Origin of the sequence: Vibrio sp. 1CM24A, assembly GCF_023161725.1 — a bacterium.
In the GTDB taxonomy this organism is placed as follows: Bacteria; Pseudomonadota; Gammaproteobacteria; order Enterobacterales; family Vibrionaceae; genus Vibrio; species Vibrio coralliirubri.
Genome location: NZ_JALNTS010000002.1, coordinates 653,199 through 677,554 on the forward strand (window position 1 = coordinate 653,199; position 24,356 = coordinate 677,554).

The 24,356-nt window shown below is 44.4% G+C and carries 22 protein-coding genes; 15 read left to right on the forward strand and 7 right to left on the reverse strand.

The genetic code is table 11. The features are described 5' to 3' along the window. Positions 1-410 precede the first annotated feature (410 nt). From MSG38_RS06955 to MSG38_RS06970, 4 genes are all read left to right on the forward strand, one after another. Positions 411-866 (forward strand): transcriptional repressor, encoded by a 456-nt coding sequence (locus MSG38_RS06955; RefSeq protein ID WP_048611807.1) that lies wholly within the window; start codon positions 411-413, stop codon positions 864-866. Positions 867-956: 90 nt separating this feature from the next. After that, positions 957-2,327, forward strand: coding sequence for a dihydroorotase (locus tag MSG38_RS06960; RefSeq protein ID WP_248401369.1), 1,371 nt, complete (start codon positions 957-959; stop codon positions 2,325-2,327). Between the two features lie 100 nt (positions 2,328-2,427). Next, the gene (locus tag MSG38_RS06965; RefSeq protein ID WP_048611500.1) at positions 2,428-2,988 is read left to right on the forward strand and encodes a carbonate dehydratase; all 561 of its coding nucleotides are present in this window, start codon (positions 2,428-2,430) and stop codon (positions 2,986-2,988) included. Further along, positions 2,978-3,982: a GTP-binding protein gene (locus MSG38_RS06970; protein ID WP_248401370.1), complete on the forward strand. Its 1,005-nt coding sequence runs from the start codon at positions 2,978-2,980 to the stop codon at positions 3,980-3,982. Before MSG38_RS06965 ends, MSG38_RS06970 begins: the two co-directional genes overlap by 11 nt. A 99-nt stretch (positions 3,983-4,081) precedes the next feature. Here MSG38_RS06970 and MSG38_RS06975 read toward each other — a convergent pair whose 3' ends face one another. Both MSG38_RS06975 and MSG38_RS06980 read right to left on the reverse strand, forming a co-directional pair. Then, positions 4,082-4,954 (reverse strand): aspartoacylase, encoded by an 873-nt coding sequence (locus MSG38_RS06975; protein ID WP_248401371.1) that lies wholly within the window; start codon positions 4,952-4,954, stop codon positions 4,082-4,084. Between the two features lie 202 nt (positions 4,955-5,156). After that, on the reverse strand, positions 5,157-6,053 hold the full coding sequence (locus MSG38_RS06980; RefSeq protein WP_248401372.1) for an EamA family transporter: 897 nt from the start codon (positions 6,051-6,053) through the stop codon (positions 5,157-5,159). Between the two features lie 103 nt (positions 6,054-6,156). On the opposite strand from MSG38_RS06980, the gene MSG38_RS06985 reads away from it, so the two are divergent. Together MSG38_RS06985 and cqsA are read left to right on the forward strand one after the other, a co-directional pair. Beyond that, positions 6,157-7,539, forward strand: a complete 1,383-nt coding sequence (locus tag MSG38_RS06985) for a PLP-dependent aminotransferase family protein (RefSeq protein ID WP_248401373.1) — start codon at positions 6,157-6,159, stop codon at positions 7,537-7,539. A 267-nt stretch (positions 7,540-7,806) separates the two neighbouring features. Continuing rightward, the gene (gene cqsA, locus MSG38_RS06990) at positions 7,807-8,988 is read left to right on the forward strand and encodes an alpha-hydroxyketone-type quorum-sensing autoinducer synthase (RefSeq protein ID WP_059019463.1); all 1,182 of its coding nucleotides are present in this window, start codon (positions 7,807-7,809) and stop codon (positions 8,986-8,988) included. Between the two features lie 150 nt (positions 8,989-9,138). Here the strand turns inward: cqsA and MSG38_RS06995 are convergent, their stop codons facing one another. From MSG38_RS06995 to MSG38_RS07005, 3 genes are all read right to left on the reverse strand, one after another. After that, complete coding sequence (locus MSG38_RS06995) at positions 9,139-11,187, reverse strand: hybrid sensor histidine kinase/response regulator (RefSeq protein WP_059019461.1); 2,049 nt, start codon at positions 11,185-11,187, stop codon at positions 9,139-9,141. A 253-nt stretch (positions 11,188-11,440) separates the two neighbouring features. Beyond that, positions 11,441-12,256: a TauD/TfdA family dioxygenase gene (locus MSG38_RS07000; protein WP_248401375.1), complete on the reverse strand. Its 816-nt coding sequence runs from the start codon at positions 12,254-12,256 to the stop codon at positions 11,441-11,443. A gap of 310 nt (positions 12,257-12,566) precedes the next feature. Next, positions 12,567-13,466, reverse strand: coding sequence for a Vmh family MBL fold metallo-hydrolase (locus MSG38_RS07005; protein WP_248401380.1), 900 nt, complete (start codon positions 13,464-13,466; stop codon positions 12,567-12,569). A 160-nt stretch (positions 13,467-13,626) separates the two neighbouring features. Between MSG38_RS07005 and MSG38_RS07010 the strand changes: the two genes are divergently transcribed. Continuing rightward, positions 13,627-14,520: a LysR family transcriptional regulator gene (locus MSG38_RS07010; protein ID WP_248401381.1), complete on the forward strand. Its 894-nt coding sequence runs from the start codon at positions 13,627-13,629 to the stop codon at positions 14,518-14,520. Between the two features lie 144 nt (positions 14,521-14,664). Further along, on the forward strand, positions 14,665-15,066 hold the full coding sequence (locus MSG38_RS07015) for an ACT domain-containing protein (protein WP_248401383.1): 402 nt from the start codon (positions 14,665-14,667) through the stop codon (positions 15,064-15,066). A 106-nt stretch (positions 15,067-15,172) separates the two neighbouring features. Here the strand turns inward: MSG38_RS07015 and MSG38_RS07020 are convergent, their stop codons facing one another. Both MSG38_RS07020 and MSG38_RS07025 read right to left on the reverse strand, forming a co-directional pair. After that, a complete protein-coding gene (locus MSG38_RS07020; protein WP_248401384.1) occupies positions 15,173-17,059 on the reverse strand; it encodes a methyl-accepting chemotaxis protein in 1,887 nt (628 codons plus the stop codon). Between the two features lie 343 nt (positions 17,060-17,402). Next, a complete protein-coding gene (locus MSG38_RS07025) occupies positions 17,403-18,119 on the reverse strand; it encodes a DUF1826 domain-containing protein (RefSeq protein ID WP_248401485.1) in 717 nt (238 codons plus the stop codon). Positions 18,120-18,396: 277 nt separating this feature from the next. Between MSG38_RS07025 and MSG38_RS07030 the strand changes: the two genes are divergently transcribed. The 7 genes from MSG38_RS07030 to MSG38_RS07060 all read left to right on the forward strand — a co-directional run bounded on the left by MSG38_RS07030 (position 18,397) and on the right by MSG38_RS07060 (position 24,157). Next, positions 18,397-18,969, forward strand: a complete 573-nt coding sequence (locus MSG38_RS07030) for a YceI family protein (RefSeq protein ID WP_052878241.1) — start codon at positions 18,397-18,399, stop codon at positions 18,967-18,969. A gap of 384 nt (positions 18,970-19,353) precedes the next feature. Then, positions 19,354-20,544 carry a YbfB/YjiJ family MFS transporter gene (locus MSG38_RS07035; protein WP_248401385.1) on the forward strand — a complete coding sequence of 397 codons (1,191 nt, stop codon included), beginning with the start codon at positions 19,354-19,356 and terminating at the stop codon, positions 20,542-20,544. A gap of 50 nt (positions 20,545-20,594) precedes the next feature. Then, the gene (locus MSG38_RS07040; RefSeq protein WP_050650089.1) at positions 20,595-21,251 is read left to right on the forward strand and encodes a glutathione S-transferase N-terminal domain-containing protein; all 657 of its coding nucleotides are present in this window, start codon (positions 20,595-20,597) and stop codon (positions 21,249-21,251) included. Between the two features lie 171 nt (positions 21,252-21,422). Continuing rightward, positions 21,423-22,118, forward strand: coding sequence for a VC0807 family protein (locus tag MSG38_RS07045; RefSeq protein WP_048611526.1), 696 nt, complete (start codon positions 21,423-21,425; stop codon positions 22,116-22,118). 382 nt (positions 22,119-22,500) lie between these two features. Further along, positions 22,501-22,776, forward strand: a complete 276-nt coding sequence (locus tag MSG38_RS07050; RefSeq protein ID WP_017059113.1) for an HU family DNA-binding protein — start codon at positions 22,501-22,503, stop codon at positions 22,774-22,776. Between the two features lie 24 nt (positions 22,777-22,800). Further along, complete coding sequence (locus tag MSG38_RS07055) at positions 22,801-22,944, forward strand: hypothetical protein (RefSeq protein ID WP_172379373.1); 144 nt, start codon at positions 22,801-22,803, stop codon at positions 22,942-22,944. Positions 22,945-23,272: 328 nt separating this feature from the next. Next, the gene (locus MSG38_RS07060; RefSeq protein WP_248401387.1) at positions 23,273-24,157 is read left to right on the forward strand and encodes a VirK/YbjX family protein; all 885 of its coding nucleotides are present in this window, start codon (positions 23,273-23,275) and stop codon (positions 24,155-24,157) included. The last annotated feature ends 199 nt before the right edge of the window (positions 24,158-24,356 follow it).

Here is a 24,356-nt window from a genome sequence, read left to right on the forward strand (position 1 = left end):
CCCATGCAAATAACATTTAGTAGAATTTAAAACTTTAGCGATCTAAATAATAATTTTTGAGACTTTTCTCCGATACCCAATAAAATCAGCCACTTGATTTGATATGGGACTCAACAGAGGTTACTAAATAAGCGTTATTAAATATGAGATTTGTATCATTTCAGAATTTAATTCGAATTCACTTATAACAACCCACTCTCTTTTGGGGTTTTAATCAGTAATCCAATCATTATAAGAAAGCTTCTTTGGCACAACATGCAAAATGATGGGCAATAAACGGCTATTATTCATCTACAAAGTAAGCCTGAAAAGAGAGAGCCCACCTAGAGGTTCTTTAAGTGAAAGTTCGTTCCCCGCAATCAACTGTTATGTTATAACATATCTACATTATCACTAATTTTGTGGATTGAATGAGAGACATCGAAGCGATCATCGAGCACGTAAAACAAGGCTGTAAAACGAACGGAAAACAGTTTACCGCTAAAAGACTGTTGATACTGCGTGCACTGGTTCATGCCGACAAAGCGCTGTCTGCGTATGAAATCGTTGAGTATTGTAAGGAACACTTTGATCAACACGTTCAAGCGATGTCGGTTTACCGAGTGTTGGAGTTTCTTGAAGAGCAGCACTTAGCGCACAAACTGCAAGTCTCTAATAAGTACATACTTTGCGACCATATCCTTTGCGATCATGAGCACGGCATCCCGCAGTTTTTGATTTGCTCTAAGTGCGACAAAATCAGCGAACAAACCATCGCCCCTTCCATCATTCGCGATCTCCAATCTCACGCAAAGCAAGAAGGCTTTACTGTAACAAGCCCCCAGTTAGAGATTAGCTGCGTATGTGATGAATGCGTCGATACATAAGCTCTAAGCTCTAAGAAGCATAGCCGTAACGCTATTTTATTAAACACTCCCCCAGCATTAGCACTAATCAAAAAGGAAGAATGAACCGCTATGTCTGCAACACTCATCAAGAATGCCCACTTGGTCAATGAAGGCATCATTGCCGAATCGGATCTATTGATCGTTAACCAGCGAATAGAAAGAATTGCCAACAACATTGAACCAAAACCAGACGATGAGATTATTGACGCTCAAGGGTGCTATCTCCTTCCAGGGATGATTGACGACCAAGTCCATTTTCGCGAACCCGGCCTCACTCACAAAGGCTCAATCGCCACCGAATCACGAGCTGCAGTTGCTGGCGGCATTACGAGTTATATGGAAATGCCGAACGTAAACCCGGCGACCACCACCATTGAAGCATTAGAACGAAAGTTTGATATTGCAGCACAAAGCTCACTGGCAAATTATTCATTTTACCTTGGTGCGACCGAAGACAACCTTGAACAAATCAAACAACTCGACCCTAAGAATCATTGTGGGGTGAAGGTGTTTATGGGCGCTTCCACTGGCAACCTATTGGTGGAAGATCCTCAAGCGCTAGATGCTATATTCCGCGACTCTCCCGTCCTTATCGTTACCCATTGTGAAAGCGGCCCTGTCATTGCCCAAAACCAAGAAAAACTGAGACAAGAGAAAGCCGAATTCACGATTGAAGACCACCCTACTCTGCGAGACGCCAATGCTTGCTACGCCTCTTCGTCATACGCCGTAGAGCTAGCCAAAAAGCACAGCAGTCAACTTCATGTACTGCACATCACGACTGAGAAAGAACTCTCACTGTTTGAAGCTGGCCCCATTCAAAACAAGCACATTACGGCTGAAGCTTGTGTCCACCACCTTTGGTTTAGCAACCAAGACTACGCAACGTTGGGCAATCAGATTAAGTGTAACCCTGCCATCAAATACCCGAGTGATCGTAACGCGTTATTAGCGGCTTTGAATTCGGGAAAAATCGACATTATTGCGACGGATCACGCACCTCATACATGGGAAGAAAAACAGGTTCCCTATGAACAAGCACCCGCCGGTTTGCCTTTAGTCCAGCATGCCTTATTAACCCTGTTTGACCATGTGAAGTCAGGAAGAATGACAATGACTCAGGTTGTAGAGAAAACGTCTCACAACCCAGCACTGCGCTATGCAATTCGTGACCGAGGCTTTCTTCGTGAAGGTTACTACGCCGATTTAGTTTTGGTTGACTCGCAAGCACCAACCTTAGTCAGCGATGAAAACAGCTTATACCAATGTGTATGGTCACCATTTTCAGGGCATGAGTTCTCCGCTCAGATAAGGCACACATGGGTAAATGGAGCCCGAGTGTATAGCCATCCTGAGGCATTCGCAGATCAAAAGACTCAAGACATCGTCAAACAAAGCACTCAGCCAACTCCGGCAATGAGGCTCTCTTTTGAACGTTAGAGCCTCGACTAAGACACAGACCACCATCTAAACAACGGAATAAATCGCTGGCCACTCGTAAAGGTAGGCCTAGCGGCACTAAAAAATAAAAGAGCTCAATATGTTAAGAAGAAACCCTAGCGGCCATATGCCGAACGTGTCGGAAACCGCCTTCATTGACCCGACCGCTATCATCTGCGGGAAAGTTATCATTGAAGATAACGTGTTTATCGGCCCCTACGCCGTCATTCGTGCCGACGAGGTTAACGAACAAGGTGACATGGAAGCAATCGTGATTAAGCGCGATACCAATATTCAAGATGGTGTCGTCATACACTCAAAAGCAGGAGCAGCGGTTACCATTGGAGAACGCTCTTCTATCGCTCACCGCTCTATCATTCATGGGCCATGTGAAGTTTGTGACGATGTCTTTATTGGCTTCAACTCGGTGGTATTCAATGCTGTGATTGGCAAAGGTTGCGTCATTCGCCACAACTGTGTAGTAGATGGCCTCGATTTACCGGAAAACTTCCATGTTCCACCAATGACCAATATAGGCTCTGGGTTTGACTTAAATAGCATCTCCAAAGTACCGCCTGAATACTCTGCATTTTCAGAGTCTGTGGTATCAGCCAACCACACCCTAGTTCAAGGCTATAGGAGAATTGCTAATGAGCTCTGATAAGTCACCTATGTTAGGCATTCCAACCAACATTATTACTGGGTTCCTTGGGGTGGGAAAAACCTCTGCGATTCTCAACCTGATGAAGAACAAACCAGAAAATGAACGCTGGGCTGTGCTAGTGAATGAATTTGGAGAAATCGGCGTTGATGGTAGCTTGATTCAAGGCAACCAGACCACACAACAAGTGTTCATTCGTGAAGTTCCCGGGGGTTGCATGTGTTGTGCGGCAGGTTTACCGATGCAAATCGCGCTCAATCAACTGCTTACCGAAGCCAAACCCGATCGTTTGTTAATCGAGCCAACAGGGCTTGGTCACCCTAAAGAAGTGCTGCAAGTTTTGTCCTCTGAACATTACCGTAAAGTACTATCACTGCAGAAAAACGTTACCTTAGTCGATGCACGGAAGCTCTCTGATTCTCGCTACGCAGATCACGATACCTTCAATCAGCAAATCACCATTGCCGATACCGTAGTTGGTAACAAAGTCGACCTATACCAAGATGGCGACGCAGAGAAACTGGCTGAATACGTGACTGAAATTTGTCACCCGAATACCAAGCTAGTCTTCGCTCACCATGGAAAAATCCCTTTTGAAGAGTTCGAAGGAGATACAAACTTCTTTGGCCAACAAGCGCACCACCACCATCATCATCACCAGCAAGAGAAGCCGCTCGCTTCAGAATTACCAATGCCAGAAAGCGGCATGATCAAAGCGACTAACCAAGGTGAAGGTTTTGAAAGCGTTGGTTGGCGATTCTCTGCAGAGAAACTGTTTGACCACCAGCGTTTGAGACACTTTTTAGTTGGATTGAAAGCTGAGCGGATGAAAGCGGTATTCATTACTCAAAGTGGTATTTTCGGGTACAACTTAACAGAGGATGGCTTGACGGAATCAGAACTCGATGAGTGTATCGAAACCAGAATAGAAGTGATCGGTCTAGAAATAGACGACGATCTTGAGAGCCAGTTACTTGAGTGCATGATCGCTTAAGTCATAGAAAGAAATAAGCCCACTAACCTTGTATACCAAAGCGAGTGGGCTTATTTGCTTGTTGTGGATTAGCAGTCTTATCAGCTCCTAGAAAAATTCTTAGCCTACAGAAACTAGACGCTTCTCTGCCAAGGCCATCGCAATGTTCGCTTTAGCGTAAGCGCTCTCATTAATGAAATGTGGATAGATATCTTGTTCGCGCTCCCAATAGATATCATAACCAAAGAAAGTCGCTAACAACGGCTCACCTTGCTTCACGGCTTCGAAATCTCTGCCACAAATCGCTGGGTGTACCGTAGCGACTCGCATACCATCAGGACCAAGTGGCACATTCACTTCCTCAACATAGAAGAAAGCACTGTAGTCTTGTAACGCTTTAACTTGGTTAAGGTTATGGTTCTCAACGTAATCAAGAACTAAGGTCAGCATCTGCTTCATCAGTTTGAGAGTGTCGAACTTGAGTGACCCATGCGCTTGAGCCCCTACTTCAATCATGACGCCGCGATCACCTGCCGTGCACAGGTATGGCTGCTCATCCCACGGTTTTCTGTCTTCAAAAAGAATATTGGCTTCCGGCATACGTTGCTTCACATACGCGCCCATTTTTTGGTAGAAAGCATCATTTGACAGCAAGATTAATGTCGCCCCCATATTGCTGGTCGTGTTGTGTAAATCAACGATCAATTGTTGCTCTCGATTTGCATACCTTTCGGCAAACTGACGCGCGACCGCTTGTTCAGCTAAGTCAGATCCGCTTTCTTCACCACCCACAGCAAACTGACGGTTTAGGTCTATATCTAGGTATCGTACATTCTGTTCTACCGCTTTCGGATTTGCGATAACAGAAGTCGCAGCGAACGTTGAACGATCAGCTCCATACATGCCCTCTTTGATCAGCTTATTTAGGTAAATACCTGAGAGCTCATTGCCGTGTGTTCCCGCAACCAGCAAGACTTGTTTAATTTTATCCATGATATCGATGTCCAAATGTCGAGTAATCTAGCCACTCATTATTGATACGATATAACATAACAATTACTGACAAGTTTCTCCAGATAACTTGACCGCCTTCCATAAGATAACTTTAATCAAATTCGATACATAGAATAAGACCTCACAAGTGCGAGGTATTATTTGTCATTCAAAGCTGGTCATGCAATATCAGTTTCTTCAATCACTTTTGCTTGGCAAGTGTTTGTGTCGCTTTGGTATTCGTTGTATTCGCAGGTTTCACAATCAAACCAATCCCGACAAGAAACAGTATTGATGCAACAACCTGAGCGACAGACAGCACCTCGTCATACATAAAGTAACCACTTATCAATGCGAAGATAGGCACTAACAAGGTTAACGGCGCGGTCGTACTTAACGGGTATTGAATTAGCAGCTTATTCCATACCCAATAACCAAATAGCGTGGTTGGGTAAGCTTGAAACAGCACCGCAATCGTCGTGTTCCAATCCCATTGTTCGATGCCCTGCCAGATAATTTGGTCACCATGTAACATCACGGCAAATAACACTAATGGCATCGGAGCAAACAACATCCCCCAGACATTAAATGCAAAAGCTTGAGTGGTTTTAGATGCCTTAACAATCACGCCCATCAAGGTCCAACTGCACGCCGCAATCATAATCAAGATCACGCCATTAACGGTGACATTGCCCGTTGCTGCAGATACCAATACCGCCAACGCACACATAGCTAGCATCGCACCCAATAATTTACGAATAGAAGCACTCTCCTTGAACAACCACACGCCAACCGCCATGCCGATTAATACGTTGGTTGAAAGCAAGACCGATGAAAGCCCAGACGATAAACCAGCAGTGATCGACCATGAAGCCATACCCCAGATACCCACACCGAACACAAAGCCATAACTGACTAAGTAACGCCAAGCGACATTAGGTCTCGCTACAAAAAATATCACTGGAATTACCGCTAGCGAGAAACGCGCGGCGGTTGCCAACAACGGATGAACATTAGTCACACCCATTTTGATCATCGAGAAGTTGAATCCCCAAATCGCCATGACGAATACCGCTAACAACAAATCATTTCTTTTCATACTGACCCCTCCTTTGTTTCGAATGAGTATCCCTTGAACAATAAAACCAGTACAGATACAATTTTTATAATAAAAACCAGTACAGTTAACAACGGTCGTGACAATGAGTATCTACAGAAAGCTAGCCAATCAGTTTATCGATGAGATAGAAACAGGCAAAAGACCGGAAGGCGGACGCATGCCTTCGCTACGTCAATTGGCCAAGCAACAAGCCATCAGCATGTCGACCGTGGTGAGCTGTTACCAAGAACTGGAATCACAAGGCTGGATACATTCTCGACCGCAAGCGGGGTATTTTGTCTCGCCTCACAAGCCGTCTCACTCAACGCCTGAGTGGGCACAGTTTGAGAGTAAGATATCGAGTGTTAAGCAAACCTCTTCGACCCACAACTCAATCAACGGGCCGTTAGGGGTTTCGAGCACCACCAATGATGAGCAGTCGATCGTTGAATTGGAACGAAGTTTTCGTCGCGCTATTAAACGGATGGGAAGTAGGCTCAACCACTACCCAGATACACAAGGCGAGCCGATGTTGCGACACGCACTATCCACTCACTTTGCCAAGCTCGATGTCCATTTTTCACCTGAAGAGATAGTGATCACCGCAGGCTGTATGTCGGCGATTAAAGCTGCTCTCGAATCGTGTACCAAAGAAGGCGACACCATTGCGATCAGCTCTCCTTGTTTCAATGGAATTCTGGAGTTACTCGGAAAGATGTCACGCCAGATCATAGAAATCCCATCGCTCGATGATGGTGTCGACTTGCAACAGCTAGAAGCGCATTTGAAGAACAAGCGAGTCGATGCCGCGATCTTTTGTACCTCTCATATGAACCCTCAAGGGATCAATATGTCGGCAAGTCAAAAACAGAAGCTTGCCGAATTAGCGAATCAATATCGAGTACCGTTCATTGAAGATGACGTGTATCTTGAACTGTCCTACTCCTCACACACACCACTCCCCGCGAAATACTACGACAAAGGCGGCTATGTCTTATGGTGTGGATCAGTATCGAAAAGTTTGTCACCGAGTTACCGTTTGGGATGGTGTTTGCCGGGGAGGTTTATCAACGAGTACAAGGCTCAGTTCTCAGCTGCGAGCTATGGCATTGCCCTGCCTACTCAACTTGCGGTTGCTGACTTTATTGAATCTGGCCAATACGCTAAGCACGTGAGAAGAAGATGCTCTCAGATCTTGTCTTTGCGCCAGCAATACCTAAGTTATTTGGCTCAGCACCTTCCTCAAGATGTGAAGATAAGTAACCCACAAGGTGGCATGGTGCTTTGGCTGCAAATCCCAAACTTGAACCAGTTAACCTTTGCTCAGGCCGTTGCCGACCAGAACATTGATATTAGGCTTGGACACCTGTTCAGCACTCTCGACCTTTACAGCAATTGCTTACGCATCAATATTGGGTATTCGTTAGAGGGTGAAGCCAAGAAGCAATTGGATGCCTTAATCGAGCTTATCCATATTCACAGCTAACAGCCCGTAGCCTTTCAAATCAGCTTTTTTAAAGCCTTTCGAACACCGAATTTTAATAGCCTTTTGTCATAAAAAAGAAGGCTATTATTCCTATGTTGATTCGGTTAAAGCCCCGAACCGTAAGGAAACCCACTCGCCTCAAAACCCTTAAATGCTGAGTTTGCAAGCACCCACAAATTTATGCAACTTGGCTAATGACACATCACTTTTTATCGTCAATATACAGCCGTCAGCGCTGGCGTTTTCCTGTATTTGAAGAGAACTATTATGAGTGATAAAACAAAAAACAAACCACTACCTTCCTTTATCGAAGAGCGCTTGAACTTCTATATTCAAGACCTGATTACCCAGAACCAAAGCCAAAAGCATTTGGTATTGGGTAAACGCCCCCAGCGCAGTGCCGTTGTGATGCAGAGCAATGATTACCTAGCGCTGTCACACAACAAACAGATCCAACAAGCCCATCAAGCGGCGATCTGTGAGCACGATGACAACGTGGTGATGTCTGCCATTTTCTTACAAGATGATCAGTCTAAACCTGCGTTCGAAACTGAGCTTGCGAACTATGTTGGAATGGAGAGCTGTTTGCTTTCTCAATCGGGCTGGGCGGCCAATATTGGGCTATTGCAAACCATCTGCCCACCGGGCACACCTGTGTATATTGATTTCCTTGCACACATGTCGCTTTGGGAAGGAATCCGCGCTGCCGGCGCAGTTGCCCACCCGTTTATGCATAACAATATGAATCACCTACGCAAACAGTTAGAACGCCACGGCTCAGGCGTCATTGTTGTCGACTCGGTTTACAGCACAATAGGAACCATTGCCCCACTGCGTGACATCTACGAAATGGCGCAAGAGTTTGATTGTGCGGTCGTCGTTGATGAATCCCATTCACTGGGTACACATGGAGAAAATGGTGCAGGCTTAGTGCAAGCGTTAGGACTCACCAACCAAGTCGACTTCATCACCGTTAGCTTGGCAAAAACCTTTGCTTATCGCGCTGGGGCAATCCTTGGTCCTAAACAACTGTCTAGAACCTTGCCGTTTGTGGCGTACCCTGCGATTTTCAGCTCAACAGTGTTACCACAAGAGGTGGTTCGTTTAGAGAAAACGTTAGAGGTGATCAAAGGTGCGGAAGACAAACGAGAAGCCTTATTCAATCGGGCAAAATCGCTGACTACGGGGCTAAAGCGAATTGGCTTTAATATCCGCAGTGAGTCTCAAATTGTAGCGCTAGAGTGCGGCAATGAAAGAAACACGGAGCGTGTGCGAGACTTCTTAGAAGAACGTGATGTGTTCGGTGCGGTTTTCTGCCGCCCTGCTACTGGCAAGAACAAAAACATCATCCGTTTTTCAGTGAATGCCGACATGACGCCAAGAGACATTGACCATGTGCTCACTGTTTGTCACGAAGCGTACCATCACCCCGAGTTAGAGTTCGTGTAACCTTGTTCGAACCATATTTATAACCAACACCAACGGCAGGACTGAATGGACGCTATCATGTCGCGATACAAAAAGAGCCCAGCAATTCGCTGAGCTCTTTCTTGTATCTATGTCTACCCAATGGCCGTGAACTACAGACTATTACACTCGCTAAATCCAGTGAGCAATTTTATCGAACAGTCGGTTTTTATCGGCAGGTTTAACAATAAAGTCCGACATGCCTGACGATTCCATCTTTTCCAAGGTAACGGGAGAACTGTCACCCGTGTGAGCAATAATCGGCACCGAAGAGTATTCTTTGTCGGCACTTCGAATACGGCGAGAAGCTTCAACACCGTCCATGATTGGCATTTCAATATCCATTAGGATCAAGTCGATGTCGTCGGTGTCAAGCGCATCTAAGGCTTGTTGGCCGTCTTCTTTCTGCACAACATCAAAGCCCTGTTTTTCCAATAACATTGCAGTAAATCGGCGTAGAGACTCGTTGTCATCGACCACCATAATGGTACGCTTAGTGGTGGCCTCTAGCGGTTTTACAGCAACCGATGGCATCACATAGTTGGAGTCAAACAGTAAACGATCGATAGTCGCTTTAGTATTCAGTAGCCAGACTTGTGTTTCCACCCAAATAGGCTCGAAAGAGATGTTACGCACACGCTTGATAGGATGACGCTCATACAAGTAAATGATTCGCGCCTCAGTGAACGAAAGTAACGATTCAATCTTATCGAGGCAATTGGCTCTTAAATCCAAGCTCTCCATATCAACGAAAATCAAGTCGAACTCAAACTGATATTCCTTATTCTGAAGCGCTGATGCCACATCCAAAATCTCGAGGTCAAAACCCATAAAGCGAGATATTTCAGTCATTTTACTGGAAAGCACTGTCTGATCACTGATCATCAGCACCGTCTTGAGTTTAGTCAGTTCGCTCTTGATTTCCTCTACCGAATTGGAAGTCAAAGAGGGGAAAATCATCGTGAACTGTGTCCATTGATCCACTTCAGACTGGCATTTAATCTCACCACCAAACGAGCGCATCACCTTCTGACAAAATGGCAAACCTAAACCGTAATTACCCGACTGGCCTGTGGTGTAAAAGTCTTGGAAAATACGACGAATGATATCGCTCGAAATACCAGAGCCGTTATCCGTCACCATTATCTGGTTCGTCACTTCATCACTGAACATGGTGACATGAATATGAAAATCTTCAGGGCTACGATGATGGAACGCATTCTTGAACAGGTTATACATGACGTATTTCAGCAAGGTGTCACTGCCCAAGAACTCAAAGTTACTCTGCACATCCAAGGAGATTGCTGACTTATCAGCGGTACGTTTGTAATTGAAGCTGTCTATCGCATCCTCAACCACCGCTTGCGCTGAATGCTTCTTAAACGTAGAGCGAGAGACGCGGTTTTCATCAATTGAAGTCAGTAACAGATCAATCGTTTCGTTGCCGGAATGAATGATCTCCATCGCTTCATCGCCCACTTCACGCAACTGAATCACTTCTTCATTGCTTAACGCATACTGCCCTTTTTGATCGCCACTTTTAGGGTTAGGCAATATAGACTGCATAACATCAATAGAGGTAAGTAATCCGCTTAGAGGGTTTCGCATCTCATGGGCAATACCCGCACCAAAAGACTTCGCCAATGACACCTTGTTTTCATGTTCCACCTGATTGCGGAAGTAGAACAAGTTGCCGAATAAGTAGATAAACAAAAAGATTGGCACATGCGTCCAATCCATTGTGAGTTCGAGGTAGAAGCCTTGTGTAATCCAAGCACACAAGGTAGCAATCCCAATACCGGCAAAGGTTTGTGCAAACATCACTCTCGTCACGTGCACCAATAAAATATGGAGGAAAATAGCCGACATGAATGACATAACCCAAACGTTGGACCAATTATTCATTAGCAGCATGTAGAAGAAGAAACCTGGCAAACAGATAGTTACGGCAACTTGATAATAAGCCGGAAGGTATTTTCGCCATTCAAATGGGACGCGATTGCGAAATATAATGCCAAAGAACAATACCGAGCAAAACAGGCGAAGCGCTAAGTTTTCGTAGGGCTGCGGAAACAAAAACTCCCACACAATGTAGTAAATTGGAAAGCCGACAAAGCCCATCCAACCTACGAGAGTAAGGTTTGGTTCTGCGTACTGGTAAACTTTACGAATCGCGTTCATACGAAATACTTTGTTCTCTAAGCCCTGACGTTTATTAATTCTATGATTTGGTTTTTATACTTATATTTTGGCGCCGATTATATTACACATCACGTCCGAGCAGTGGGGTTTCAATCAAATAACCGACGGATTTGTTTTTATTATTAAGCTTAGATGAATAAAGTCTCAGTTTTATACTTTAATTCAGACACTAAACCTGAGTTCCTGAGACTTGTCCGCTAGCGCCTACACCAATTACCCCTCTTACTTACTGTCATGTCACTGTTACTCGATGCATTTTTCTTGGAGTATCGCCGTAATCTATCACTGCGTAATGTTGCGTTACCCTGTTATCCCAGATCGCCATTGAGCCGTTGTCCCATTTGAAACGAACTTGAAACTCAGGGCGTCTCGCAATTTCAAACAGTTGGCTGAGTAAAACATCACTCTCTTTGCGGTCGAGCTCATTGATATAACGCGTAAACTGTTCATTGATATAGAGCGTTTCTTTACCCGTTTCAGGATGAACTCGAACAACAGAGTGAACCACTGGCGGATTCTCCTGTGCTGTTTTGATTAAGGATTTGTGCCAATCGAGCTCAATGTCTTCTGACTCTATACCTTCAAAGGCCACCAGAGAATGAGTCGCCGATAAGCCTCTCAACTTAGCTTTCATATCTTCATTTAGAGATTCAAAAACCGCCGTCATAGAACACCAGATAGTGTCACCACCGACGCTTGGAATGTGTTGAGCATGCAACAGGGAAGCTTTCGACGGCAAGCTGCGCCACGTTAAGTCGGTATGCCAATAACTTTCCATTGGCGCATTGCCACGGGTTGTTTCAATCACACTCACCTGGGGCGCACTTTCCACACAAGGGAAGAAAGGATGTGCAGGTTCTAACGTTCCAAAGCGTTCTGCAATCATCAAGTGTTGTTCTGGAGACAAAGTCTGCCCGTCGAGAAAAATCACTTGATGGGTAATAAGCGCTTGATACACCTTATCGAGTTCATCAGCACTGCATGTAGAAAGTTCTAATTCGTGGATACGAGCTCCGATGTGAGGAGTAATGGGTTCTATTTTCAACATACTTTCGCTTATTGGTGGCATTGAGTTGCAGGGCGGATCTGGCTACTAGGCTAATCTGGCTACTAACAGTAAACCGGGCAAATGCAGATTTTCTTTCCCACTTGAGATAGAAAATCATCTCTCCGAAACAAAAAAAGAGCCCCTAAGCTGGAGCTCTTTTCGTTTTTTGATACTTCCTGTATCCATAGACAAGTCCAATCTGTAGTACTTTCACTGAAAGCCAGATCATCGATATCTCCAGTTGTGTATCACCAATAAATCTAGCATACAATCTTCAGACTGTTCTGCGACACAACCGAGATAATCAACTCTAGTGCCAAACCATCTCGCCACTCAGCACTTTCGCACCAAGTTCTAGGTCGCCTTCCGTCGCCTTAAATTGTGGGTATGCTTTCTTCATGTAATTACTGATCTCGAACGATGTTGGATTACTTTTGCTCGCCAATGCTTTTTCAATATCAGCCACATAATCCTTCGTGAACTGAACTGCATTTATCCCTGTTGGCATTTCACCTAAATAGTGACCCGGAATGACCACTTCTGGCTCAAGTGCTTTCATACGCTCTAACGATTGTGACCACTGGCTACGAATCTCTTTCGATGCGGCATCTGCCATCCATACATGCACACCGCTATACACCGACACGCCACCAAATACAGTCTTTTCAGACGGAACCCAAAGATAAGCTTGGTGTGTATTTATCTCTTTCACCTCGATTGTTTCACCTTCAATACTTAGCGTGGTGTCGTTAAGAACGGTTGGCACAATCACTTTAGACGGTGCGTTGTCTTCTAAGATTGGCCCCCAGTATTCGAGCTTCGCATCTTTGGTGCGTTTGATATGCGCGACAACGGCTTCACTGGCTACGACCTTGACGTTAGGAAATGCCGAAACTATCGGTTCCAAACCAAAGTAGTAATCTGGGTCGCCGCTACTGATGTAAATCATCGATAATTTTTTGCCTGTGGCTTTGATTTGCTCCACTAGCTTTTGACCATCAGCCACACTAAATTGCGTATCAAACAGAATCAGTTCTTTCTCACCCGAGACCAATACCGAGCTGGCTGGGAATATCGCGTTCTCGCCGGGGTTATAGTGAGTGATATTCAGATCCGCAGCTAAAGTAACACTTGATGCCATTACGGTTCCTAGGCTTATGGTTCCTAAAAGCATGCTTTTTGATAACAGGTTTTTCGATAATGTATTCATGGCTTTATTCCGGTATTTGGAGTTGAACACCTGCCAACTCACTGAATGTCCAAATATCTTATTTGATTGTTTTTAGATGAAATAGCCATCAAATTGACTTTAACTGTTGCAGTTTTCGGACATATACTGAGGTCGGTTTAATTCTCTAGGCAATAAAACAATGGATAAACTCGAGGCAATGAATGTCTTTGTCACCATAGTGGAGCGTGGCAGTTTGAGCGCAGCGGCAGAGCACCTTGATCTCTCACGAACCAAGGTCACTCGCTATTTGGGTGAGTTAGAAACATGGATGGATACACGCTTGCTTCACAGAACAACACGAAGCTTAAGTTTAACCAGCGCAGGTAAGGAAACACTTGAGGTCGCCAGAGAACTTTTGGCACTGGAAGCATCCCTAGCTGGCATCAGAAACCAAAACCAAGAGCATTTAAAAGGTCAGCTGCGTATCACTGCCAGCTACTCGATTGTCGATAGCTTCTTGATGGACGTGATCAGTCGCTTCATCGCCAAATGGCCAGAGGTTTCTATCGACATTATCTCGACTGATCAGACCGTCAATCTGGTTGAGTCACGCATCGATTTAGCGATTCGTATTACCAACGAACTGACGCCCAATATTGTCGCGAAACAGATCGGTGAATGCCGCTCCGTGATTTGCGCGTCGCCTCAATATCTAAAAGAGAAAGGCACACCCACAGAAGCCCAAGACCTAGCGCACCACAACTGTTTATCGTTCAGTTACTTTGGCAAAACAGCTTGGACGTTCAATGGCCCCAATGGGCTCGAATCAGTGCCAATCAAAGGGAATATCAGTGCAAACACCTCGGAAGTATTGCTGTCTGCCACCTTGAAAGGCAACGGGATCAGCATATTGCCCTTCCCTTCAGTCGAAACCTTGATGCGTGATGGTCTATTAGTGCCACTGCTTTCTGAATGGCAACCTAAAACGCTCGGTGTTCATGCTATTTATGGAACGCGTAAGCAAGTCACTCCGCTGTTAAGGGCCTTTATTGATCATCTATCAAATGAGATGGAACAGTCGACAAGTTGGTAAAGCGCGACGCCATGAATGTGGAGAAAAACTTGCCATTAATAAAACTGATGCAGAATTAAAATCATTAATTTTACTTAACTTATTATTACTTCTATCGTGACTGCATACATCTTCAATAAGCTTATTAACGCAGGGACACTGACTATGACTGCCATTACCGACCTAGACCTCCTACTAAAATCCATGTCACCAGAATTAATCGACGGGAACTATGTTTTTTGCACTGTCGACGGAGCGCTAGCAGACTATGTTCAGCTCAATCCAATCTCGACTTTTTGTGAGAAAGAAGGTGTAACACTGGTTCTGGAAGAAGACGTTGCGACCAAAGCTCAGCTAGACTTCGACGCTGTGTTTAGCCTGATCACTTTATCGGTACATTCGAGCCTTGAAGCGGTTGGATTGACGGCAGCGTTTGCGACAAAGCTTGGCTCATACGGCATTAGCGCTAACGTTGTTGCGGGCTACTATCACGACCACATTTTCGTTCAAAAAGACAAAGCAGAAGCTGCAATGAGTGCGCTGAAAGAGTTTTCAGAAACTGATTAATTAAGACTTCGATGACTCACAAATACAAAAAAAGCGACGTAATCTACGTCGCTTTGACTTATTGCTTACCCCGCACTCACTGATCAGGCATCAGCGAGTGAAACAGTTAAGCAAGCTTAAAAGTGGCCACTTTGTCGCTTAAACCCGCGGCTTGGCTTTTAAGTTCGTTTGACTCAGTTAAGCTGTCCTGTGCGCCCACAACCAAGTGGTCAGTAACATCTTTAATGGTCGTAATGTTTTGGGTAATTTCACCCGTCACGTGTGTTTGCTCTTCAGCAGCCGTCGCGATTTGAGTCGCCATGTCACTGATCAAAGCCACCGCCGAGTTGATCTCTTCAAGCGCATGCGAAGCTCTGTCGGCATCTTCTACGGAATGAATCGCCAGTTTCGAACTGCTTTCCATCAGCTCAACCGCTTGAGCTGTCGTGCGCTGTAGGATATCAATCGTTGATTTGATCTCTTCTGTTGAAGAGTGAGTGCGCTGCGAAAGCACACGTACTTCATCAGCAACCACAGCAAAGCCACGACCTTGTTCACCCGCACGAGCCGCTTCAATTGCAGCATTCAAAGCAAGCAAGTTGGTTTGCTCTGCAATGCCTTGAATCGTTGCCAATACCGTCGAGATCTCTTGAGCATGCTTGTTAAGCTCACTGATCACACTACCCGCTTCGTTCACTTCATTGGCTAGGTTATTGATTGAACCTTTGGTATCCAAAACCAGAGCGTGACCGCTGTTAGTGCTTGTCGCTGAATCTTGCGCCGCTTTTGCTGTTTGCTCGGCATGCAATGCGATCTCTTGCGTTGCGCTCGCCATTTCAGTTACGGCCGTCGCGACCATAGTGATTTCTTGCTGCTGATGATTAAGCTCATCCACCGAACGGTTCGCACGCTGAGTACTTTGCTCTGACTGGCTGTTTAGCTGTTCTGACTGCCCACGGATATGGCCAATCAATTGCTGTAAGCTTCCAACAAAGGTATTGAAGTTATGAGCCAACTCTCCCACTTCATCTTGGTTTTCAACATGAATGCGTTGAGTTAAATCACCACTACCATTCGCGATTTGCGCCAGTGCTTGAGAAACGTGGTTCAACGGGCGGAAGAGAATCGTACACAGCAGATTAAACAGTATGGTACATACGATCACCACAAGTAGCGTCACCAACACTTGACCAATCACTGCATCAAATAGTGGCGCAACCAGAGAGTCATGATTAACAACGCTCACAGTAATCAGGCTCGTTCCATCAATCGCACGTGCGTACAGAACATAGTCGCTGCCGTTCAACTCGATAGAAGTGTCTTTACCGCTAGTCAGCGCCTTTTGTACATCCGCAAAATCTAACCCAAGTGAGCTGATATTTTTGTTCAGTAACTTGGTGTCAGGATGCGTATAAACCGTGCCTTTATTGGTCGCGATGAACATGTAACCTTCTCCCGGAAGAATCACTTGCTCTAGGCTATTAAGAATGTCGGTAATTTCAACATCCGCGCCTAACACAACCTGTTGACCATGTAATTGCATGGCAGTACCCAGCGACACAACATTCGCCCCAGTTGCAGCTGCAACCGTTGGATTATCCATGAACACCTTGCTTGGGTTCGCAACGGCATTTGTGTACCAACCCCACAAACGAGGATCATCATTACCCGGCGGAAGTACTACCCCATTCGCGTTCTTTTGAGAACCGTCTGGAAACGCCAAGAAGACATTATCAAAAGAGGCTGAATCACGAACCTGTTTTAGGTGAGTCACCAAGCTTTCTTGTTTGGATTCTTTCGAAAGAGAAGTAAGCGCACGCTCTTTGGATAAGATCCAATCCGATACATATTGATTGTAAGAAGCCGATGCGCCTTCTAAACGCTGTTCAACTTCTGTATCCAACCTTTGCAATGAAGCACGAAAAGACAATGCCTCGACCAAAATCCCCCCCAGGATAATGGCCATACTGGCTGAAATCGCCAGTTTATTTTTAAGCGAGAGTTTCTTGAACATAGGAAACCTATAATGTGGAAGTAAAAAACCGTGGCGAACAAATTGGTTGCCAAAGAGGTTTGCAAGCGGGATATATTTTACGCTTTAAAATAAATTAAGAAACCGATGAGGAACTGAAATATTGATATATGTGAGTAAGTGCACGCATCGTAACCCATTGATTTAGAGAATGGTAAACTCTAAATTTTGAATTAATGTGCTAAACAAGGTCAGCTGATGGGTGTCTCTGTTTGAGAGTAATAACGGCACAGTTCGCGCCATGCCGTTAGCTCATTAGGAAGGTATTTAAATGAGTTGAACGTCTGAATAGAAACAGGTTGCGGACTAAATAGTCAAAAGTTGATCAACCAAAGTCCAACGTTAACAACAATCGTGTCTCGTCAGATGAAGTGACTGGTGAACGATGCACAAGACCCGTATTTTCGTTGCCACTCCAGCGCTCCCCTTTTAGTAATGCCACATCACCACTCGACAGTTTTTGGATATCTGACTCATGATTGTACAAGCCAGACTCTGAATCTGGCTGTCCGTTAGCCCCTCGCCCTAGCTTAGAACGGTCGACTAAGTCGTTTGGCAACCATTGAGTCGCAACACCATGATAAGTTGTCACCAAGCGGCAAGGCACTTGATCAAAATGGAAACGTGGGCACATCGCTTTATTCAGAACGGCTAAACGCAATCCGACTTCTTCAAGCTCAAACAAACAACAGAACATATCCACCAGCTCTGCCATGTTTTCTAATAGCGCTTTAGAGGCGGTGCCATCAGTAGCAAATTCCAACTTATCGAAAGCATTATCAGGTGACACGCTAACAGACTTACTAAAGTTTGGATTCAAGGCGATAAATTCACTGATTGCCGTCGTTAAGCCTTCATCAAACTGTCGCTGCCATACCGCCATATTAATATCGCTTTGGTAGATATCCGCTAATACCGTTGGCTGCTTAGAAGCACTAAAGCTTGGCTTGTGATTTGCCTGATCCTGGATACTCACAACGGAACTAATGTTGAGTGGCTGGTTGCTATTGGTTGCCAAAGGCTTGGTTAACACGGCATTCATTACGTCGTCTCCTTGATACATGCTCATCGCTTCTCTCCTACCAATATAATAACTATTCTAAGTAAGAGTGATTTTTAGTTATGTTATAACATAACTAAAAATAAACAAGTCACTTAGTCGATCATGATTCCAGTGATACAGCGACGCCCTTCTTTGCCAGCGGTAATTTTTCGAATGCTGAACTAAGCTTCTATCAATCACTCTTTCCAAAAAACCATTTTAAAGACGTACGACTCATGAACGTAAACCTGTGAATTCATCAATCTGGTGACAACTTATGAAAAAACTAATCTCTACATTCGGCCTCCTATGCACCGTTATCTCCGCTCAATCTTTCGCGGAGTCGGGCTACACATTAGATCCGAAGTTATCGAACATCACATTCGCGACCATTAAAAAGCAGTTTGTTGTCGAGCCTGCATCCATCAAGCCAATGTCTGGAGGGCTTACCGAAGAGGGTCAGTTTTCAATAGTATTGGACTTGAAAAGCGTGAGCACCGGTGTCGCTATCCGTGACCAGAGACTCAATGAACTCTACTTCGAATCAATGAATTTTCCTGAAGTGAAGATCTCAGGAAAGGTTGAACCGTCGATGCTATCCGGTGACCCAAAAAGAACAACAATAGCAGCGGAAGTTACTTTACACGGCGTAACCAAAACGATCGATTTCCCAGTTGTGGTGGTTCCATCCTCAGGGTTTGTCATGGTTAGCTCAGCCTCGACAATCATCGTCAACGGCGCTGATTTTGGGATATCGACAGAGAATCTAAACAAACTTTCAGCAACCGTAGGTGGATTAGCTATTTCCGACAAAATCCCTTTGAGCTTTAACCTACTTTTCGACCAATAATGGGCTTATAACTCTTCCTTTCTATTCTGCCTCATTTCACATTCATCAATCGTTTAAGAGCGGTGAATGTGAGTGAGAGCAACTGAGCATCAAACTTTTCTAAATAACCTAATCATTTAGCTCCGACTTTAGTCTAACCATTAATCACTCAATTCTAAGGTGATTAAAACAATCGCTTACGGCCTTCCCCTTGGCAGAGCAACAGGTCCACCTAAGTGTTTAAACATACTGGCTATTTTCCTACCTCGAAACCACTTTTAGATATGCAACTTATATGACTAACAGCCTAGTGATATTGATGGTGAATGATGTCAGTATGCAAAATCAAACAAAGATTTTGTCCTATTGCCAGAGCATCTAGTCAAACTGAAAAGAGCCCCTTTTATGCTGAATACGCACATCGTTAATCGAGACAGCTTGGCTGGAATGGGGGCGACTCTAATAGGCAACGGGATCGGTAGGTTTGCCTATATAGCATTGATGCCAGCTCTCATTCAAAGTGGTTGGTTTAGCGAAAGTGATGCATCTTATCTTGGTGTAGCAACCCTTCTTGGATACATATTGGGTGCACCAGCTGCCAATATACTACTGCGTTATTTCAGCGCCGGTCAGTTAATTCGTTTCGCGATGTTGGTGAGCAGCTTTAGCTACTTGGGCTGTGCACTGCAGGATGCGCCCTTGGCATGGTTCTATGTTTGGCGAACTTTGGCTGGAATTGCGGGAGCATTATTAATGGTTGTCGCCCCACCAGTGATTGTCCGAAAGTTTAATCCCGATGTGAAGGCGCGTGTCAGCGGTGTCATATTTTCAGGCATTGGAGTTGGCGCGATGTTATCTGGCACATTAATCCCAGTACTGATCTATTTTAGTGTGGTGTCGGCTTGGATTGGCATGGGAATCATCGCATTAGTCACAACGATACTGACTTGGAATACATGGCAAACCCAACCTAATACGTCAAAAGCGCCCTATATAAAATCTTCCTTCTCTCAGCTATCAAAACCTAAGTTAATCAGCGTAACGCTTATTCTTGTGGCTTATACCTTCGACGCTATCGGCTACCTACCACACACCTTATTTTGGGTTGATTACATCGTGCGTGAACTGGGCATGTCGTTCACTAGCGGTGGGTTATTCTGGGCAACCTTTGGTATTGGTGCCGCCATTGGCCCATTAATAACAGGCATATTGGGAGACAAGCTAGGGCTAAAGAAATCACTCTGCATTGCATTTAGCTTCAAGGCTCTAGGCGTCGCATTACCCCTTTTTAGCACTCACCCCATCGCGCTACTTATTTCTTCATTACTGGTCGGTATTTTCACGCCGGGGACGGTCACTCTGGTGTCGACTTACACATTGGAGATTGTCGGTTATGAACTGCACACTAAAGCGTGGGCTGGGATGACACTTTCTTTTGCTATATCACAAGGAGTCGTCGGGCTTGTGATGGCGTACCACTTAAATCACGTGGCGTCGTACGATCTGTTATTCAGCGTGAGTGCTGCTGCTTTGATTTTGTCTGCAGTGTGCACCTTAATGACCGCGACTCGACCTAAGCGGGAACACTCAATCTAAATCTAAACGCGCTTTTTTGGACCAGTTATCGAATAAAATAAGGGATTAACATGCAACTCTACTTAAATGAAACCTCTCCGTTTTCACGCGTAGTCGCAGCAACAGCACTTCTGTCTCGTTGTTCGCCTTTGTCTTTTGTTTGGGTCGACCCTTGGAGTACGCCGACCAACCTGATAAACGTAAATCCGTTTTGCTTAATTCCGGCATTGGAACTGGAAGACGGAACTCCACTGACAGAAAGCTTATGTATCTGCCAATACCTAATTGAAACGTATCAACCTCAAACGCTGCGCCAAGTGACGTTAAGTGATGCCCATCAAATGAAGCATCTAGGAACAGCAAAGACATTAATAGAGATAGCTTTTCGAACCGCAGCACTAACACGCTATACCGACAGTGATAATGCGCTAATCAAGAGAGGACAAGACGGTATCGCTGCCGCGCTAAAGCAACTTGACCAAGAGATAAACACACAAGGGTTAGATTCCCTTCTTACTGATAACTTGGCCACGCTGTATCTCCATGTCGCTTTGGATTACGTCCAATTCCGACATACTGCATTGTTTGATGAAGCGAACAGCCGAAACATCACCGATTTTTTACACCGTTCTCCATTCGCAGACGTACTGACACACGTAAGCATTGAGAGATTAGCAAACAAACCTAGATATAAAACGTTGTTAGATTCACACTGTCGAGAGTCGTAAAAATGGCAAGAAACAAGGCGTACAAAGTCTAGAGTTGAGCGTTAGATAGGCTCAAAGGTGTCGTTGATGTCACATGTCGTTACACAGCATGACGCCTTAAGGCTTTACATCTTGGGCGAGGTAAACAACAATCCCTGAGAATAAATCCATAACATAATGTATTTAGAAATTATGAGTAGCACAGAAAACAAAAAATCGAGTCCTCTTTTCGAAGTCGTGTTTAACGTCTTTCTTCCTTCATTCATCCTAATGAAGTTCAGTGGAGAGGAGCACCTTGGAACAGGCTTAGCATTGCTCGTCGCCCTTGCCTTCCCTATTGCTTACGGTGGTATGGAGTTAATCCGTAATAAGAAGTTCAACTTCATCGCGGCACTTGGCTTCGTCAGCGTGCTATTAACGGGCGGTATTGGTTTCTTCGAACTAGACACTCGCTGGTTAGCACTAAAAGAAGCATTAATCCCTGGTCTAATTGGTTTGGCGGTTCTTGGCTCAACCTTCACCCGCTACCCGTTTATCCAAAAAGTTATCTTCACACCGGCTCTGTTAAACATCTCTCTTATTGAAGAGCGTCTCAAGCAGTTCGGTAACCAAGCAAAGTTTGATCGTTGCCTAATGACATCGAACTACCTATTCGCAAGTACCTTCGCTTTCTCTTCTGCAATGAACTATTTCCTTGCGACTTGGATTGTGACGAGCCCCGCGGGCACGGTAGCCTTCAATGAAGAACTAGGTAAGCTGACACTATACAGTTACCCTGCAATCGCTATCCCAAGCCTTCTAATGATGCTTGGTATCTTCTACTACATCTGGCGCCAAGTTCGCGACATGACTTCGCTAGAAACAGAACAAATCTTTATTACTAAGTAGTTCTCGTTACGTTAGCTTTAAATACAGAATAGCTTCAAATACTAGATTTTTTAACGCCATAAAGCCCAGCCCTGTCGCTGGGCTTTATAGTTTTTTCTGTCTATAATTCATGAATTCGATCAGCGTTCTTTTAATTGATACTCTCAATCAACCAAGACATTCACAGTCACTTATCTCTCGTGAACTCAACTAACTCGCTTTAAATCCATAATAATCAAGGAATTCCATTGATTGAGCCGACAGATGCTTTTATAGTCAATTCTGTTGGTTACTTTACAAAGCTCTACCCAACCACTGACAATATTTCAGTTGCCGTTGATAAGATCGCATAAGCTAGGTGCTAAAAGTAGACGCCAGCCGTACTCAATAAGGAATATAGATTATGAACAAATCTCAATTAGTTGAACACATCGCGACTTCTGCAGACATCTCAAAAGACCAAGCAGGCACGGCGCTCAATGCGCTTGTGGAAGGTATCTCTACTTCGCTTGCTAACGGTGATGACGTATCGATCCTTGGATTTGGTAGCTTTAAAGTTAACTCTCGTGCCGCTCGAACTGGTCGCAACCCGCGTACCGGAGAAGAGATTCAAATTGCAGCGTCAAAGACGCCAGCATTTAAAGCAGGCAAAGCACTGAAAGAGACGTGCAACCTGTAATACAAAAATACAAGGAAGGTTACGATGACGACTAAGGAAAAAGCGAAAACGAGCCGAAGCAAAAAAGCAGGTAAGTCGCCTAAAGCGCAAGCTGAAACGCCTAAGACTCGTCAACGCATTGAAGAGCTTCTCGAAGAGCGTGAATTGGCCAAACTGTTAGAGCTATAGTTTATGTAAGAACTAAAGTTTAGGTTTGAGCAAAGTGATAGTTTGTTATCGTTCTAATGCCACTGCAGATTTGTAGTGGCATTTTTGGTTTTAGAAACAGATTCCTAAAACAAATACCAATCGCTACCTACGTCTTCTCTCCACTAAGACACAAACACATCTGCCCAAAATATGAACACTGAGTAACTGATTAAGTTACATAGCTATACATATCCGTACTTACCCAAATCGCCTTTTTTACTATCATCATTTTCTTGTTATTGGTGAGATTATTGGAAGGGTTCGTGACACGACTGTGTTCGAGCAATCCTTCTTCTTTGAGGTGATTATGAATGTCGTTCGCATGGGGATTGAAGCAAATACCCATAAAAATAAGGGTAAGTACAAAGCGATACTTAAGTTTGCTATTCGAGCCCTGTTTTATTATTCAGCTACTCGAAAAATGAGTGATAATTTCAACTCTGAAGAGAGAAAGTTGTTATTTATCAAGCAACCCAACTTCCTTTCTAAATTTGTCACTCCCTACTTATGCACTGGCTTTAGCAATAAAGAAAAGATTGATATCTTATCCAAACACTACGACTGGTTTGAAAACACCTTCGCAACAGAAGCTAGACACCAAATCTACAATGAAAGGCTCAATCTTTTAAAACTTGACATAGATGGCAACGTTTATCTGGTTAATCTCAGCTTCGAAAGGAACGCGAGAAAAGAAGGTGAACTGACAATTTCATTAACCAACTCTCAACTCGAAAAAATGTATACCATCTCGTTCACGGTTTTCGACAACAGCATCTACATCGGCGGTATTCAAGGCGGGGCCAATGACAATGGATTTAGCCGCACATTCACAAAAGCTTTCTACGGTTTAAGACCTAAATCCTTCATGGTAGAAACACTAAGGCTGTTAGCCATTAACTTCGGTATCAACAATATCTATGCGGTAAAAGAGTCTGGTCATGTGTCGAACTCATTACGCTATGGCAAGAAAAATAAAGACATCAGCCTTAAGTACGATAGTTTGTGGGAGGAGCACGATGGACAGGTGCATAATGACTATTTTTATCGTCTACCAACCAACCCCAACAGAAAAGATCTTGAGGCTCTAAAACGCCAAAAGCGCAAGTTGTATCGCGAGCGTTACGCTTGGTTAGACCAATATGAACAAGATCTAAAGAACGAAATTCGTCACCACATCCACGGTTCCATTTAACTAACAACTGCCTTTAAACCAGCACTAGTTGGCTAATAATTTCAGAAGAGACAAACACTAAGCCTCGTAATACGGGGCTTTAGAATCGAGAAGCAGAACTGTAATTACCCAGCAGAACAACCCCTTCCAAAAACGAAATTTTAGCTTACTAGCTTAACTCCGATATCGCGTTGACGGTTACGTTTGAGAAGCGCATGAT